Source organism: Leptodesmis sp., from assembly GCF_052746595.1.
This window is the reverse complement of the sequence record NZ_JBRAGO010000018.1, coordinates 14,204-29,626: the sequence shown is the minus strand read 5'-3', so window position 1 is coordinate 29,626 and position 15,423 is coordinate 14,204. Positions and strand designations below refer to the sequence as shown.

The window sequence follows — 15,423 nt, the reverse complement described above, 5'->3', positions numbered from 1 at the left end:
CTGATGGATGGTTTAACGCCACTTCCTCTTCCTGCCTCCTTGTTCCCTATTTCCTATCTACCTGGCGTTTTGGGCGAAGGAGTCCCAAAGATATCAAATCCACTACTGCCTGTGCCATTTGGAGCGGTCGTGGGCGAACTGGGACTGTTACCAGGAATGGGTGTATTGAAGGGATCAAAGGGGCTAAACGTTGGACTGGGGGTGGCAAAGGGACTGGCACTGGGTTGGGTGAGATCTGCATTGGGAGAGGCTGCAGAACTGGGCATAGTGGCTAAGGCAACCCGGTTACCTCCAACCGCTCGCATGATGTCCAGCACCTGAATCACCTCGTTATAGAACGCATTGGGAGAGGCATTCAGCACCACTATGCCTTTGGAATTTTGCTGCAGATACTGGGCTAATGCCTGGGAAAGTTGACTGCGATCAACGGGCGTTTTATCCAGATAGGTTTGCCCATTGGGGGCGATCGTCACCACCAGCATTTCCCGAAATTGGGTGTTTCCCAGATTGGCTCCGGGTAGAGGTGTTCCCGTGCTGGCTTGCGGTAAATCGATATTAATCGCCTGCTGGCGGGTTAATTGCAGTGCGGCCAGAATGAAGAACGTCAGAATACAAAAAATCACATCAATCAACGGAATGATCTGGATCTGAGCATCATCCGTCGGAGTGTCTACATTAAGTTTCATAGTTTCCCGCTTTCCTACTCCCAATTCCCTACTATTCCAACATTGATGACGTTCCTGGCAGCAATTCTCCAGCCAATCGATGATCTCCGGTTGACTCAGGATTTGGCTCCGTGCCATTGCCGTACCGCGCCCACCGTTGCCGATAGAGTAGCTCTAGGTCATTTCCAGCCTTCCGGAAGATTTTGATCTGATTGAACAAAAAAGTTTGGAATAGACGGTAGAAGACCAGGGTAAAAATTGCCACAACAAGGCCACTGGCTGTACTGATCAGCGCTTCTCCGATTCCGGTAGTGACTCCTGCTGTAGAAGCCCCGCCAATATCGCCAATGCGGATATTTCTGAGAGAAATAATTAATCCAATGACCGTACCCAGTAGCCCTAATAGGGGTGCCAGGGCGATCACAGCTTCCAAAATCTTATCTCCCCGTCGCATTCCAGCCAGTTCCTCGTCAGCGGCAGATTCTAAAGCCAGTTTGAATAGCTCTGGATCGGCATCTTTCAACTGGAGGGGACTGTAGAGAAATCGACCAATCGGTTGGTCATAGGCTTGTCGGGCAACTTCCGTAGCGGTTATCCAATCATTTTGTCGAGCCGGATCCAGTACCCGGTTGACTGTTTCTCGCTCTTTAGTGAGGACACCAAACCAAAACCATGCCCGCTCAAAAATCACGGTGAGAGACAGGATGGAGAGCAGTAGCAAGGGAACCATCGTAGGCCCGCCTTTTTGTAATAGGTCTCCAACGTTCACTGGGTTTTAGCCTCCATCAATATGTCTGCATTAGGAGCGTAAGGGTAAAGCGGTGAGGATAGGCAATGGACGATCGCCTAGTGACCTCATGCTTCCTCTCTACAGCTTTTAATTGTAAAGACTTCGTGACGGTTTCTTGCGAAACCAGAAAATTTGGCGAGATTTTCCCCCTAAGAAGGACTATGGCCACGCCGTACTATAGAACTTCGATCGGCATTAATCTCAATCACCAAATCTGCTTTCTCCAAAAGGGGGTGAATGAACAAATCAGGATGCAGCGCTTTCCAGAAATACTCGACAAATGCCTCCACTTCCTCATCGGACATCCCCGGTTTGCCGCTGGCCTGCATCTGATGTTCCGCCTGCAATCGCCACTGTTTGCTCAAGCGGTAATCGGTTAAATGCAAAATCCAGAGACTGTCCAGCCGTTCCCAGAGGGGCAAGTAGTCTCGTAAATTTGCATTCATATCAAGGGCAAAGGCTCGATCGACTGCTGTCCTAATCGGCTCAGGAGCCTGATCAAATACAGCCAGATCGACAGGTCGGCAGCCGACAAACCAGCCTTCAAACAGCACGATGTCAACGGTTTCTACGATGTCGGGAGTGGTGCGATCGCCCATGCCATTGTGAAGCGACTTGTCGAAGCGGGGGATGGGGATTAGGGGGTGGGGGGTAGGGAGGGGGGAGTGAGGATTAAGGTAACGCAACTGATCCAGAACCTGAATTCCCAGATCAACATCATGGGTTCCGGGTGGGCCTCTCCAGATGAGGCGGGGGTCTTGCTGTTGTAGCAGCAGGCGATCGGCGTAGGTCTTATACAAATCATCCAGCGACCAGCTTAAGGTCTGGTAGCCCTGCTCCTCTAAAATCAGCGTCAGAATTTTTCCCAATGTGGTTTTCCCGGTTCCCTGTCCGCCTAAGATGCCCTGAATCCAGGGACGGTTCAGGGGTTGCCGTTGTGCGGCCAATTGTTGAGCCAGTGGCAACCAGAGGTTCCAGAGGGTAACTAAATAGTTGGCTGGATGACCTAGTAGGCGATCGCACAGGGAACAGAACAGGGGGTAAATCCTCTGTAACCACTCAATGCGTTGGGCGATCGCACTCTGTACCGTCTCAGGCGTAATTCCCAGTGCTGCTGCCCGTTCCCTATCCATCAACTCCCATTGCACCAGAGCCTGCTCCTGCTCAGGCCGCAACTCCTCTCCCGCCACTAGCCGTTCCAAAATCCACCCAGCCATACCCGCTGCCCTTTCAGACCGAGAGCTTCCATTCTCAGGTCAATTTTGGATTTTGGATTGGCGACTTTAAACCTCGTCCAAGTCCAGAACCTGATCGACTGACAAATCTTTTGCGTTGTCGCCCGAACCACCCTCACCCTAGCCCTCTCCCAAGTTGGGAGAGGGCACTGGAATCGGAGCTCTCCTTCTCCCCCTCTGGGAGAGGGATTGGGAGTGAGGGCGAGAGAGTTTTGTCAGCCAACCAGATCCAGAACCGTAGTTTCTTCTAGGGAAAACCTCGAGCTTTCTAGCTGGACTTGGTTTAGATTGCGTGAAAGCAGCCAAAACTGGGAGTTTTTTCTCAGAATCAGTAATCTCAACTGCTACAATTTAAAATTCCGAGTTTTAGGTAAACCCCTCCACCCCTTCATCTCTTCCCCCTCCACTCCCTGTCGCCCAATCACACCCTAATTGGCAAAAAGTGACGTAAGATCACCAAACAACGGCTGTCTGCAACTAAATTCCCTATGGCTTCCGATCTGTCCGGTTCCACATCTGTCTCAGTTCCTGGCTTTTCTCCATCCGACTCTAATGGCTCCTCAGAGGGCAATCCGCCAACGGCAGCTCCTGTCGATGATGCTATAAATACTCTACGAGAACAGCAAATTCGCCTGCACAGTGAGGATGGCAAAATTCTGCTGACTCTGCCTCCAGAGATTGATGCTGAGGCGGATAATCCGGCCTGTGCGCTGACCTGGGCCGAAATTTCCCAACAAATCAAACAACGGCTCCATGCGGGAGAACGGTTGTGGCAGGCGGATACCACTGTCCATCTGATGACTCGCGGTCGCCTGCTGGATGGACGACAGTTGCAGGAAATTGATGATAGTCTGGCGAAGGTGCAACTGCGGTTGGAGCGAGTTTTTACCAGTCGTCGTCAAACAGCGGTAGCAGCTGCAACGGCTGGATACTCAGTCGAACAGCAATCTGCCATTGCCCAACTCAATCCATCCAATACTGGATCAGCTTCAGCTCTGGCAGAACCGCTGTATCTGCAAACGACCCTACGATCAGGGGCCGACATTCAACACAACGGCACAGTGATTATTTTGGGTGACTTAAATCCAGGCAGTTCGGTGGTTGCCAATGGCGATATTTTAGTGTGGGGAAGGTTGCGCGGGATTGCCCATGCAGGCGCAAAAGGCAATGCCCGGTGCTTAATCATGGCCTTACAGATGGAGCCAACCCAATTGCGGATTGCCGACTTTGTAGCCAGAGCACCCGAAACTCCGCCTGACTACCAGTACTATCCAGAGGTGGCCTACGTTACGCCTCAGGGTGCCATTCGCATTGCCAAAGCGCTGGATTTTTACCGATCGCAAACCAGTGGCAGGGAGAATCAATAAACCTTGTCCCAGTCCAGAGCCGTAAGTTCTCTGAATCGGAAAACGACCGTCCTCTTGCTGGACTTGGTTTAAGTGTTGAGTTTTAAGTTTTAAGTGAGGAGTTGAGGGCCTTTCACTTTCCCACTTTTGAGCTATAAGAAAGGCAGTTTTGATATTGTTAGAGAACTCTGAATTGCTGGTTTACGTCTGATTAGTCGTTTAGTGATTGATTTCCTCCTTACATGAGCCGCGTTATTGTTGTTACGTCTGGAAAAGGCGGGGTGGGTAAGACCACCACTACGGCGAATCTGGGTATTGCATTGGCCAAGCGAGGTCGCAAGGTGATTGCGATCGATGCTGACTTCGGTCTGCGAAACCTGGATTTGTTGCTGGGATTGGAAAACCGGGTTGTTTATACTGCAGTGGAAGTTTTGGCAGGGCAATGTCGCTTGGAACAAGCTCTGGTTAAAGATAAGCGCTTCCCTAACTTGATGCTGCTGCCGGCGGCGCAAAATCGCACCAAAGATGCCGTAAAGCCTGACCAGATGAAGCAATTGGTGAATGCTTTGACCACATTTCATTACATACTAGTGGATTGTCCCGCTGGCATTGAAATGGGATTCCAGAATGCGATCGCCGCGGCCAGAGAAGCCCTGATTGTCACCACGCCTGAAATTGCGGCAGTGCGAGATGCCGATCGAGTAATTGGGCTGCTGGAAGCGAATAACATCAAGCAAATTCGGCTGATTGTCAACCGCTTACGGCCAACGATGGTGCAGGCCAACGATATGATGTCGGTCGAAGATGTGCAGGAAATTCTGGCTGTTCCTCTGATTGGAATTGTTCCCGATGATGAGCGGGTGATTGTTTCTACCAATAAGGGCGAACCCCTTGTCCTGGCCGAAACTCCGTCCCTGGCCGGAACAGCTTTTGATCACATTGCCCGTCGTCTGGAAGGCGAAACGGTTGAATTTCTGGACTTAAATGCTCCTCCGGATGGCTTTTTTACCCGTATACGAAAAGCTCTTTCGACCAAGCTTTTCTAAACCAAGTCCAGTGAGAGAACGGTTGTTTTCCGATCAGAGAAACTCCGGTTCTGGACTTAGACAAGGTTTAGTTCTCAGTTTTGAGTTTTGAGTTGGGAACCTGCACTGTTGAGCCTGCAACTTAATATTCCTGCAACTTAATATTCAAAACTCTGAACTCTCAACTCTTAACTCCATATTGCCCCATGCTGCTTGAACTTCTAGAACGATTATTTTCCCGCCCGGATAACAGCCGCCAACAGGTGAAAAACCGTTTGAAGCTGGTGCTGGCCCACGATCGCACTGATCTCCCGCCTCAGATGGTGGAGGCGATGCGTATGGAAATTCTAGAAGTGGTCTCTCGCTACGTGGAACTGGATACAGAAGCGATGGAATTTTCCCTGGAAAGCAACCAGCGCAGCACCGTTCTGATTGCCAACCTGCCGATCCGCAGAATTTATCCGCGTCCGGAACCGGAGCAAGAGGAGCTTAAGGAGATTACCATTCCAGAGTTAACTCTGACAGAGGCCGGTGAGTTATCTTCAGAGCCAGGGACAGCAGAAACGGCACCTTCCGTCACCAATGACGTGGCTTCTTCCTCGACTGCCGCATCCCCTCCATCCGATGCCTCGCTCTCTGAAGTTGTCTCTGCTGCAGGTACACCTGCTGAAACGAGTTCCAATACTGGATCGCCTGTCTCTGAAACGGCTCCATCCGATCCAACTCCTACTGAATCTGCCAAACCGTGATTACTGGAAAAACCAAACTCCTGGGTGTGATCGGCTACCCGATCGAGCATTCCCTCTCGCCTGTGATGCACAATGCCGCGATCGCGGAGTTGGGTGTTGATTATGCTTACTTACCCTTTGCCATCAAGCCAGAAGATTTATCCAGGGCGATCGCAGGGTTCGAGGCTATTGGCATTCAGGGGTTCAATGTCACGATTCCCCATAAACAGGCGATCATGCCTTTACTGTCTGAGATTTCACCCCTGGCTCAGGCCGTTGGTGCTGTGAATACTGTCTGCCGCACTGAACACGGCTGGCAGGGTACGAATACCGATGTTACCGGATTTTTGGCTCCCTTAAAAGCCTTGCAACGAGACTGGCAACAAACGATCGCTGTCATTTTGGGCAATGGGGGAGCGGCTCGTGCAGTTGTGGCCGCTTGTTCTCAATTAGGCTGTGCCGCCCTGCAAGTCGTAGGCCGCGATCGCCAGAAGCTCCAGGAATTTCAGCAAAGCTGGCAAGATTCGCCTCTGGTTGTTCATTTACAAACGGTCTTATGGCAAGACTTACCTCAGCTACTGCCTACTGCCGGATTGATTGTGAATACCACTCCGATCGGGATGCATCCCCACGACTGCCAATCCCCCATTCCCCTGGAGATGTTTCCTGGTTTGCAACCGGAGACGATCGCCTACGACCTGATTTACAATCCCCGACCGACTCTATTTCTGCAACAGGCTGCCCACCACGGAGCCATTCCCCTGGATGGCCTGGAAATGTTAATCCAACAAGGAGCCGCCGCCCTGGAATTGTGGTTAGGGCGATCGGTGCCTGTGGAGGTGATGCGACGATCATTACAGAACTATTTGATGCAGCAGCACGAATGACTGCGTGACGCAGCCATCTTCCGTTACCACCATCCCATCGCCCCATCACCCCTCCACCTTCCCCATCTCTATTAGCGATGCTTTTCTTTAGCATCAAGAATTATTTTGTGCAATATTTCTTGACATTTTGTAACAATTTGGTTTACATTTATTTACATCAAGAGATGCAGTGAGGTTTCCCGATGTATACGACGAATAACGAAGGTTTGTTGAACAACTACGCGGCTGAGCCTAAGATGTACTACGCCGAATATCCCTCCGAGTGGTAGCAACGTTGGTATGCTCTGCAAGGCGCAATCGCAACCCTGCTTGTTACCAGCCTGGTTCTGATTGGTATTTCAGTTGGTTAGTCAATTTCTGGTGGGGCGTTCCGCCAGAACGTCTCTACGAATAAAAAACAGTGAAAAGTTTACGATGGTAGGAGAAAGACAACGTTTGCGCCGATTGTTGTGGTTGTTCGCCGTTTTATGGGAGATAAGCGCTTCATCAAGCTCCGGGGAGAAGCGATCGCCCTCCATTCCCAGGTAATCACCAACTTCTGCAACCGGTTTGGCATTGATCGTAGCCAACGGCAAAATATGATTCGTATGGCGCGGGACAATGGTAAAAAGCTGGGCTTGCTGGCGTAGGGGATCTTCCACCTCTATACCAATCCTGCCCTGAGTGCTACCACTGCCGCCTGTACTCGATCATCCACCGCCAGTTTGTTCATAATTCCCCGAACATGGGTTTTGACCGTATTGGGACTGAGGTGCAGTGCTTCTCCAATTTCCGTATTGTTATTGCCTTCCACCAGCAGTCTTAAAACGTCCATTTCTCGCTCTGTCAGATGACCAATGCTGGGGTCAGGAGTGGCTGGTCTCAAGTTATCCATCACGCATCGTGTCACTTGCGGATCTAGGTACAAGGCTCCCGTTGCAGCAGCAGCGATCGCGGCTAACATTTGCTCAATGCTGGCACCTTTAACACAGTAAGCATCTGCCCCACTGCTAAGAGCCGCTAATACTTCGGTTTCATTGGTATGGGATGTGAGCATCACCACCCGTACATGAGGCAGTTGCTGCTTAATCTCATCCGTTGCGGCAATACCATCCTTTTTCGGCAAACCGATATCCATGATGATCAGGTCGGGTTTGTGTTCTAGTGCGGCTTCGACACCCCGAAAACCATCCTCAGCGACTTCTACGACTTGAAATTGTGGTTGAGAGGGCAAGATTCGCTCCAGACCTAACTGGATCATGGGATCATCTTCAACAATCAGAATTCGCAACGGGTGACCACTTGAGGGGCGAGAGGCGGACAACACAGTGAGAATCTCCAAGCAACTGAGATAGTTCACATTTTATTGTCAGTAAGCCTGTGGTTGCTAAGTACAGCAACTCTCTTTAGAAAAATTTTTGGGTTCGGAGGCGATCGGCAAGGTAAACCAGAAGATTGCTCCCTCCTGCGGTTGGCTTTCAACCCCAATCTCTCCTCCATGAGCAGTGATAATTTGACGGCAGAGATACAGACCAAGCCCCAGACCAACGGTGCGACGAGTCTGGTTTCCGCGCTTATACAGTTCAAATATCGTATTGCTATGTTCTGGCTGAATGCCGATACCGTTGTCCTGAACCAGGCAACGAACTTTGGGTGGCTGGGCATCCTGGATGAGTTCTGCCCTTAAGGTCAGCGTCAGGCCGGGGGGATTGTGTTTCAAAGCGTTAGCGATCAAATTCTCATAGACCCGGCATAACTGATTCGGAGCCGCTTGGACAGGGGGCAGGTCGTCGGGAAGGAGAAGGTTGAGTCTGGCTTCCTCCCATTGCAGCACTGGCTCCCAATCTGCAGCCAGTTGCTTCACGAACAGATGCAGGTTAACAGGTTGGACTTGCAGGGATAGCCCTTCCATTGCATTTGCCTGGGTTTCCAGCAAGGAATTAATCAGGGCAAGCTGGCGCTCGTGGCTGTGAATCATCCGTTGTAAGACCGCCTGGGGAACGATCGCCTTTCCCTGATTGGCTTCGGCTTCTGCCAGTAAACTTTTCAGCACCATTAACCCTCCAGTGACGGGATTTCGCAGGTCATGGGAGACGGCATGCAGGAATACCTGCACTGCTTCTTGAGCTTTTTGTCGCTCGCGGATCTCTTCTTGCAAATGGAGATTCTGGGCTTTTAACTGGTTCTGTAGTTTTTGAATGTCCAGGTGGGTACGTGCCCGGACTAACACTTCCTCTACGCGAAAGGGCTTACTGATATAGTCAACCGCTCCCACTTCAAAGGCTTGCACTTTATCAAAAACGTCAGTGAGAGCAGTCATAAAAATCACCGGAATGTCTTTGGTAGCCGGATCCAGCTTCAGTCGGCGGCAGGTTTCAAACCCATCAATTTCTGGCATCATCACATCCAGTAAAATCAGGTCAGGCTTGGCATAGGGAATTTGGGCGATCGCGCTTTCGCCATCCTGGGCGACCCGCACCTTATACCCCGACTCGCTGAGGGAAGTGACCAAAATTCCCAAATTAGTGGGATTATCATCCACCAACAAAATGACACTGCCATCGTTTGTCTCTAAATTTTGTCGTTCGTCTGCCATCTTTTACCACTGCCATCTGTGACCACAATTTGAGACTGTAAAGCGAGAAAACGTATGGTTTTCTTGAAAAACTCCTGTTTGGGATTTGGACAAAGTTTAGAATGGCTTTTGGGTCAAATTCTTAAGACTTTATTCCAACTTTTTAACAACGCCTGGAAAACTTTTTTCAGTCGTCTACAATGAAGAGAGCGGAGACGCATGTTTCCGTTCACTCCTCACACCACACTCCGCCTGAACTTTGTTCGGGCGGTTCCTTTTTAAAAGGTATCCGTTCCAGACTGAGCACCGATTCCCAGTAAATTATGACTATATGTGTAGGATTTGTAGAAGAGAGCCACTCTTTTCGCTATGGTAGAATCTTGTGACATAAGTATAGACAAGGTTTTTAGCATGTCTGCAGCTGCGCAAGTTACTGACTCTACGTTTAAGCAAGAAGTCCTTGATAGTGAAGTTCCTGTTTTAGTGGACTTTTGGGCTCCCTGGTGCGGTCCTTGCCGAATGGTAGCTCCTATTGTGGATGAAATTGCTACCCAATATGAAGGTCAGGTCAAAGTGGTCAAGGTCAACACGGATGAAAATCCATCTGTTGCCAGCCAGTATGGTATTCGCAGTATCCCTACACTGATGATTTTCAAAGGCGGGCAGCGGGTTGATATGGTAGTTGGTGCTGTTCCCAAAACAACCCTGTCCAGCACTCTCGAAAAGTATCTGTAAGGGATCTCTGGTTAAGTTGCGCTGATGGTTGACCTTTGTAAGAAACATTGGAACATCAGCAAAGCCCCTGTGCGATCGCGATTGACCTTGCTTTCATCTGATCATGACCCCTGCCTTCCCTGGCCGGGATTGTCAGGGGGTGATCTCGAAATAACCCTTTAATATTTAATTAATAGAGGTTAATTAATAGAGGCGAAGCCTTGGGCCTATCCTCTATTTTCTTTTATCTAAAAAAATCACCAGCTCTGAACCCTGAACTAATTCAGCCGTTCTGTATAGCCCGACTTAATCCAACCCACGACTCCATCCGGCTCAGTCCGAATCTTCTGCCACTCCTTGTCAGGGCTTTCTTCCAGTACCGTCACTTGCTGATCGTAGTCCACTCCAGCAATTCGGCTGGATTCTGCATTGGGCTGCTCCCGAACGTTTAAGCCATTATCCAAAACAATTCGCGCTTTATAGCCGCTGGCCTGGGGGGATGGAGAAATAGAAGGACTGGGGCTGGGAGCAGGCGAGGCAGGTTGGGTCGCTGGCGGACTGGCTGCGGTCTTAGGAGACGGTTGTGGCTTAGGATTGTCATTTGGGAAGATAGGTTTTGGTGGTGGGGTGGTGAATTGAGCAATCAAAACCTGACTGGCGAAGAACCCAAGACCCGTCACCAGTGCAAAGGCGATGAGAAAACCGCTAAAAACCTTGAGAAAACCTGACCCTCTCATAGCACCACGTTCCAAAAAAGGATGTTGGCAATTCTATAGCGATCGTGTCTGTTTATCCCATTCAATTTACAGTCTTTCTATTCGGACATTTAGCCAATGGCTTATTGGAGATTAAATTTCTAGTGAAATGGGTGAACCTAAAAAACAAAGGGTTCTCAGGGTTAGGTATCCTATAGCCTAGGGATCGGATCCTGTAGAAATTCTTTAATCTTTTTTCCAATGACTTCTTACCCCCCCTTGACTACTTTCCGGAGAGCAGCCCAAGCAGGCGAGTTTTTGATTACAGCTGAAGTCGCTCCCCCGAAAGGTGCTGACCCAACGCACATGTTGGCAATGGCTCACCTGTTGAAGGGGCGGGTTCATGCCATCAATATTACCGATGGCAGTCGGGCCGTGGTGCGGATGTCATCTCTGGTGGCTTCTGCGATTTTACGGCAGAGCGGCATTGAGCCAATCTGTCAGATGGCCTGTCGCGATCGCAATGTGATTGGCCTGCAAGCGGATTTGATGGGAGCACAGGCTCTGGGTATTCACAATATACTGGCCCTGACTGGTGATCCCGTGAAAGCTGGAGATCATCCTACCGCTAGACCTGTGTTTGAACTGGAGTCAGTGCGATTGTTGCAACTGATCCAAAAATTGAATGCAGGCTTTGATGCCAATGAAAAACCGCTGCCCGATGGAGCTACGGATTTGTTTGTAGGAGCCGCAGTCGATCCTCAATCTGGTAGCCTATCCGGATTACAGCGTCGCTTTGAACGTAAACTGGCGGCAGGCGCTCAATTTTTCCAGAGTCAGCTGATTTCAGATTTCGATCAGCTCGAAAAATTCATGTCTCATGTGGCAGCAGAGTGTAATAAACCCGTGTTAGCTGGCATTTTCTTATTGAAATCTGCCAAAAATGCTCAGTTTATTAATCGCTGTGTTCCGGGGGTGCATATTCCCGATCATCTGATTGAGCGGTTAGATCGGGCCGCTGATCCTCTTCAGGAAGGGGTGAAAATTGCTGCGGAACAGGTGCAATTAGCCCGTCAGATTTGCCAGGGGGTACACATGATGGCCGTGAAGCGGGAAGATTTGATTCCTCAAATTCTGGATCTAGCAGGTATCCCCCCGCTGCGGCAGATCCCGTAGGAATGTGCCGCCGGAACCTCTCTACTTCATGTCATCAGGCTTCTTTCGATTCGCCGATCAAGAATAAGCCAGAGAATTGCCACCAGCATACAGTAGACAGGCAAACCACGGGACTATCAGGGCCGATACCACTGCAATCACATAAATTCCCACAGAGATTTTTCCTTTTGTATCTCGGCCAATTGCTGCGGCTAATGTAGAGTCCTTGCCGTGGTGGGCAATTAAGACGCGGGTTAGGATGAAGTAGGCGATCGCAGCTAAGAGAACCACCAGTCCATACAGGGCAACGGGCACTACCGCAAAGTTATTTTCTCCCGTCCAGGCCGTCGCAAAGGGAAACAGAGACAACCAGAACACTAGATGTAAATTTGCCCAAAGAGTTGGCCCATTGACCTGACTAACCGCCTGTAACAGGTGATGGTGATTATTCCAGTAAGTGCCAACGTAGATAAAATTCAGCACATAACTTAGAAAAACTGGAATGAGGGGACGCAGCGCTACCTAAGTTGCTTCATGGGGCACCTTCAGTTCCAGCACCATGATCGTGATAATAATCGCTACTACACCGTCGCTAAATGCTTCTAATCTGCCCTTTTTCATGAGTGCTGCTACTCCTTTGTTTGTTTCCAAGGTAAGCCTATTAGAAATTTAAAAAAGTTGTTAACTGGAACCTAAATAGTGAATGCTATCGTCACCATCAACTGTTGTCCCCTCGTTCGGTTCCTATGACAGAATGAAGAACATTCCTGGAGGAATTCAGGGTGTGGCAGGCAACAGGACATTAGCAAGTTGAGGAGTGAAAAACGGATGAGTGACCCCAAATTTTGGCATCAAGCCCTAATTCGAGCCAAAAAATTTAACCATTTCAGACGCTTACCTGGCTTGCTAGCGATCGTTCTGTGCATCATTCTGATTAGCCGCTGGTTGCCTGAGCAGGTGGGGGCCAGTGAAATTACTCCCCAACTGCGGCAGCAGGTACTGCAGATTATTCGCGAGAATCCAGAAGTGATTCTGGATTCTGTGCGGACTTATCAGCAAAAGCAGCAAGACCAGCAGAAGAAATCTCGGCAATCTATGTTGCAACAAATGCAAGCCAATCCTAAGGCCACGATTGGGCAATCTCCCATCCAGGGGGCTAAAAATGGCAAGATCCTGCTGGTGGAATTCTCAGACTTTCAATGCCCCTACTGTACCAAAGCCCATGCAATGCTGAAGGAATTCATGGCAAAGCATGGAGATAGCGTAACGCTGGTTTACAAACATCTACCGCTAACTTCGATTCATCCCCAGGCTCTGCTAGCCGCTAAAGCCGCCTGGGCCGCTGGGCAGCAGGGTAAGTTTTGGGAGTTTCACAACGCTTTGTTTGAGAATCAGTCCCAGTTAGGGGAGGACTTTTACCGGGCTACAGCTAAATCTCTGGGACTGGATATGGCAAAGTTCGATCGAGATCGAGCCAGCAAAGCCGCAGCAACTGCTATCAATCAGGATCTGGAACTGGCCGAGAAACTGGGAATTGATGGTACGCCCTTCTTTGTCATGAATGGGGAAGCTTTTGCCGGAGCCGTAGAACTTGCTGATTTAGAAGAGGCTGTCGCACGAGTGAAAAAATCTAGTTAGGGCAAAACTGACTGGCTCTGATCCATAATGATTTAAACTGTGTCCAAGTCCAGAACTGTAGTTTCTCTGATCGGAAAACGACCGTTCTCTCGCTGGGCTTGGTTTAGCTATTGCTACGAGCTATTCATGTCCCAGTTTGCCCTTTCCCAGTTCTCTGTTTTACTGTCATTGTCTTTCGCGATCGCTCTGCTGGGATCTCATCCACTGACTACCGATGCTCAGAGCCGGATTTACAGCCCACTTTCCCTGACGTTTGGCAAAGTCACTGCAGACAAGCTTTCCAATAAAGACATTCCTACCGGGCAGGGTGGCTTTGCACGGGATTACGTGGTGAAATTACAGGCTGGCGATCAAATTACTATTGATCTTACTTCTGAAGACTTCGATACGATGGTGTATTTGATTGCCAGCAACGGTACGACTGTTGGCGAGAATGACGATGGCCCAGACGGTACCACCAATTCTTTACTATTTACGCGCATTGTTCGTGCGGGTACTTATTACATCCGGGTGCGATCGTTTGGCGAGGTAGGAGCCGGACGATACAACCTGAAGGTGACGTTGCTGAAACCACAATAGGATGAGTAGCTGCAGGGTCGTGTTTCAGCGGCTCATCCAGCGGCCTAAACCTCAAGCATAAGTTTGATCCAGTTTGAGGAAGGTTTTCAGTAAGACATTGGCACCCTGAGTACATTCTTCTGGTGAGGTATATTCCAGTTCCGAATGGCTGATTCCTCCCCGACTGGGGACAAAGATCATCCCCATATCCGTAATGCGACCAATCTCCTGGGCATCGTGCCCGGCTCGGCTGGGAATGTGAATGTATTTCAGACCCATCTCTTCACACACCTGCTCGATCGCCCCCATAATGTGGGAGGCGGAAAGTGTGGGCAGAATGTGTAGAGTCTGACGCATGGTAATTTCGGTGCCTGTATGAGCCGCGATCGTTGCTAGTTCCTGCTGAATCCGTTCCACCAGATATTCCAGATGCTCCTGAGACAGATCGCGTAGGTCAATCCGCAAATCAACCCGACCGGGAACCGTATTGGTGGAATTGGGTGAAACGTTCAGATATCCCACAGTTGCTACCTGATTACCGGGCGTTTCCACCGCAATCTTGTTTACGGCCAGCACCACATGAGCAGCAGCAACTAGAGCATCTTGCCGCATATCCATCGGTGTTGTTCCGGCATGGTTGGGACGACCAATCACATCCACTGCAAAGCGATACTGTCCCACCACACCCGTCACCACTCCCACAGGCAGCTTGAGATGCTCCAGTACGCCACCCTGCTCTACGTGCAATTCCACAAAGGCGGCAATTTGAGAGCGATCGCGCCTCGCTGTGTGGATCTGTGACCAATTCCCTCCGATTTTCTCTAAACACGGTTGAATTGGCTGACCATTTAATCGACAGTAATACTCCGGCCCTTCTTTGATCTCACCTGCCATGGCCTTACTGCCGATCACCGATCGCTCCTCATCCGTAAACACAATCACTTCAATTGGATGATTCAACCGCAGGTTATTCTCATGCAGCACCCGCACGACTTCTAACCCCGCCAGTACACCCAAACAGCCATCATAACGGCCGCCTACAGGAACGGTATCAATGTGGGATCCCGTTGCCAGGGCGGCGGCTCCGTCTCGTTTTCCGGCATAGTGCCCAATGATGTTGCCCGCCGCATCAATCCGAACGGACATTCCGGCTTCTCTCATCCAGTGTTGCACCCGCTGCCGAGCCAATCTATCTTCGTCGGAAAAAGCGATCCGGCAAATTCCGCCATTGAGCAACTGACCTACTTCAGCCAGTTCCATAATGCTTCGATTCAGGCGATCGCTATTCACGATTAACGGCCTGGTTGCAACGGTCATGAAAGCCTCCTGATAGTCGTCCAGAAACTAATTGTGTCCACCCAAAATGGTTGTGTCCACCCAAAATGGGGCGTTATGTTCTCTCACTCTTTTCACTATCACTCTTTTGACTATAA

Annotated in this window: 17 protein-coding genes and 1 pseudogene; 10 read left to right on the top strand and 8 right to left on the bottom strand. The window is 50.0% G+C overall.

Features of this window, described 5'->3' with window-relative positions:
* Window positions 1-53: 53 nt before the first annotated feature.
* The 3 genes from ACUVQO_RS06020 to ACUVQO_RS06010 form a co-directional block, all read right to left on the bottom strand.
* Window positions 54-686, bottom strand: a complete 633-nt coding sequence (locus ACUVQO_RS06020) for a biopolymer transporter ExbD (protein WP_445924983.1) — start codon at window positions 684-686, stop codon at window positions 54-56.
* A 31-nt stretch (window positions 687-717) separates the two neighbouring features.
* Window positions 718-1,434: a MotA/TolQ/ExbB proton channel family protein gene (locus tag ACUVQO_RS06015; RefSeq protein ID WP_445924982.1), complete on the bottom strand. Its 717-nt coding sequence runs from the start codon at window positions 1,432-1,434 to the stop codon at window positions 718-720.
* Window positions 1,435-1,604: 170 nt separating this feature from the next.
* Window positions 1,605-2,672: a glycerate kinase gene (locus tag ACUVQO_RS06010; protein ID WP_445924981.1), complete on the bottom strand. Its 1,068-nt coding sequence runs from the start codon at window positions 2,670-2,672 to the stop codon at window positions 1,605-1,607.
* Window positions 2,673-3,178: 506 nt separating this feature from the next.
* Between ACUVQO_RS06010 and minC the strand changes: the two genes are divergently transcribed.
* From minC to pgr5, 6 genes are all read left to right on the top strand, one after another.
* Window positions 3,179-4,057 carry a septum site-determining protein MinC gene (minC, locus tag ACUVQO_RS06005; protein ID WP_445924980.1) on the top strand — a complete coding sequence of 293 codons (879 nt, stop codon included), beginning with the start codon at window positions 3,179-3,181 and terminating at the stop codon, window positions 4,055-4,057.
* Window positions 4,058-4,278: 221 nt separating this feature from the next.
* Window positions 4,279-5,082 (top strand): septum site-determining protein MinD, encoded by an 804-nt coding sequence (minD, locus tag ACUVQO_RS06000; RefSeq protein ID WP_445924979.1) that lies wholly within the window; start codon window positions 4,279-4,281, stop codon window positions 5,080-5,082.
* Window positions 5,083-5,267: 185 nt separating this feature from the next.
* Window positions 5,268-5,810 carry a cell division topological specificity factor MinE gene (gene minE / locus ACUVQO_RS05995; RefSeq protein ID WP_445924978.1) on the top strand — a complete coding sequence of 181 codons (543 nt, stop codon included), beginning with the start codon at window positions 5,268-5,270 and terminating at the stop codon, window positions 5,808-5,810.
* Window positions 5,807-6,676 (top strand): shikimate dehydrogenase, encoded by an 870-nt coding sequence (locus ACUVQO_RS05990; protein ID WP_445924977.1) that lies wholly within the window; start codon window positions 5,807-5,809, stop codon window positions 6,674-6,676. The genes minE and ACUVQO_RS05990 overlap by 4 nt, the downstream gene beginning before the upstream one ends.
* Before the next feature lie 182 nt (window positions 6,677-6,858).
* Window positions 6,859-6,945 (top strand): photosystem II assembly protein Psb34, encoded by an 87-nt coding sequence (gene psb34, locus ACUVQO_RS05985; protein WP_445925007.1) that lies wholly within the window; start codon window positions 6,859-6,861, stop codon window positions 6,943-6,945.
* Between the two features lie 174 nt (window positions 6,946-7,119).
* Window positions 7,120-7,305, top strand: a complete 186-nt coding sequence (gene pgr5, locus ACUVQO_RS05980; protein WP_445925006.1) for a cyclic electron transport protein PGR5 — start codon at window positions 7,120-7,122, stop codon at window positions 7,303-7,305.
* A 14-nt stretch (window positions 7,306-7,319) separates the two neighbouring features.
* Here the strand turns inward: pgr5 and ACUVQO_RS05975 are convergent, their stop codons facing one another.
* Together ACUVQO_RS05975 and ACUVQO_RS05970 are read right to left on the bottom strand one after the other, a co-directional pair.
* On the bottom strand, window positions 7,320-7,982 hold the full coding sequence (locus ACUVQO_RS05975) for a response regulator (RefSeq protein WP_445924976.1): 663 nt from the start codon (window positions 7,980-7,982) through the stop codon (window positions 7,320-7,322).
* Between the two features lie 60 nt (window positions 7,983-8,042).
* Window positions 8,043-9,251, bottom strand: a complete 1,209-nt coding sequence (locus ACUVQO_RS05970) for a hybrid sensor histidine kinase/response regulator (protein ID WP_445924975.1) — start codon at window positions 9,249-9,251, stop codon at window positions 8,043-8,045.
* 390 nt (window positions 9,252-9,641) lie between these two features.
* Here ACUVQO_RS05970 and trxA point away from each other — a divergent pair, with 390 nt between their 5' ends.
* The gene (trxA, locus tag ACUVQO_RS05965; protein ID WP_233743901.1) at window positions 9,642-9,965 is read left to right on the top strand and encodes a thioredoxin; all 324 of its coding nucleotides are present in this window, start codon (window positions 9,642-9,644) and stop codon (window positions 9,963-9,965) included.
* A gap of 257 nt (window positions 9,966-10,222) precedes the next feature.
* Here the strand turns inward: trxA and ACUVQO_RS05960 are convergent, their stop codons facing one another.
* The gene (locus ACUVQO_RS05960; protein WP_445924974.1) at window positions 10,223-10,624 is read right to left on the bottom strand and encodes an SH3 domain-containing protein; all 402 of its coding nucleotides are present in this window, start codon (window positions 10,622-10,624) and stop codon (window positions 10,223-10,225) included.
* 276 nt (window positions 10,625-10,900) lie between these two features.
* On the opposite strand from ACUVQO_RS05960, the gene ACUVQO_RS05955 reads away from it, so the two are divergent.
* Complete coding sequence (locus ACUVQO_RS05955) at window positions 10,901-11,815, top strand: methylenetetrahydrofolate reductase (RefSeq protein WP_445924973.1); 915 nt, start codon at window positions 10,901-10,903, stop codon at window positions 11,813-11,815.
* 57 nt (window positions 11,816-11,872) lie between these two features.
* Here ACUVQO_RS05955 and ACUVQO_RS05950 read toward each other — a convergent pair.
* A pseudogene (locus ACUVQO_RS05950) lies at window positions 11,873-12,415 on the bottom strand (TMEM175 family protein).
* A 207-nt stretch (window positions 12,416-12,622) separates the two neighbouring features.
* Here ACUVQO_RS05950 and ACUVQO_RS05945 point away from each other — a divergent pair.
* Entirely contained in the window at window positions 12,623-13,432 is an 810-nt protein-coding gene (locus ACUVQO_RS05945) for a DsbA family protein (protein WP_445924972.1), read from the top strand.
* Between the two features lie 126 nt (window positions 13,433-13,558).
* The gene (locus ACUVQO_RS05940) at window positions 13,559-14,011 is read left to right on the top strand and encodes a PPC domain-containing protein (protein ID WP_445924971.1); all 453 of its coding nucleotides are present in this window, start codon (window positions 13,559-13,561) and stop codon (window positions 14,009-14,011) included.
* Window positions 14,012-14,062: 51 nt separating this feature from the next.
* On the opposite strand, the gene ACUVQO_RS05935 is transcribed toward ACUVQO_RS05940, so the two are convergent.
* Complete coding sequence (locus ACUVQO_RS05935; protein WP_445924970.1) at window positions 14,063-15,307, bottom strand: Zn-dependent hydrolase; 1,245 nt, start codon at window positions 15,305-15,307, stop codon at window positions 14,063-14,065.
* Window positions 15,308-15,423 lie beyond the last annotated feature (116 nt).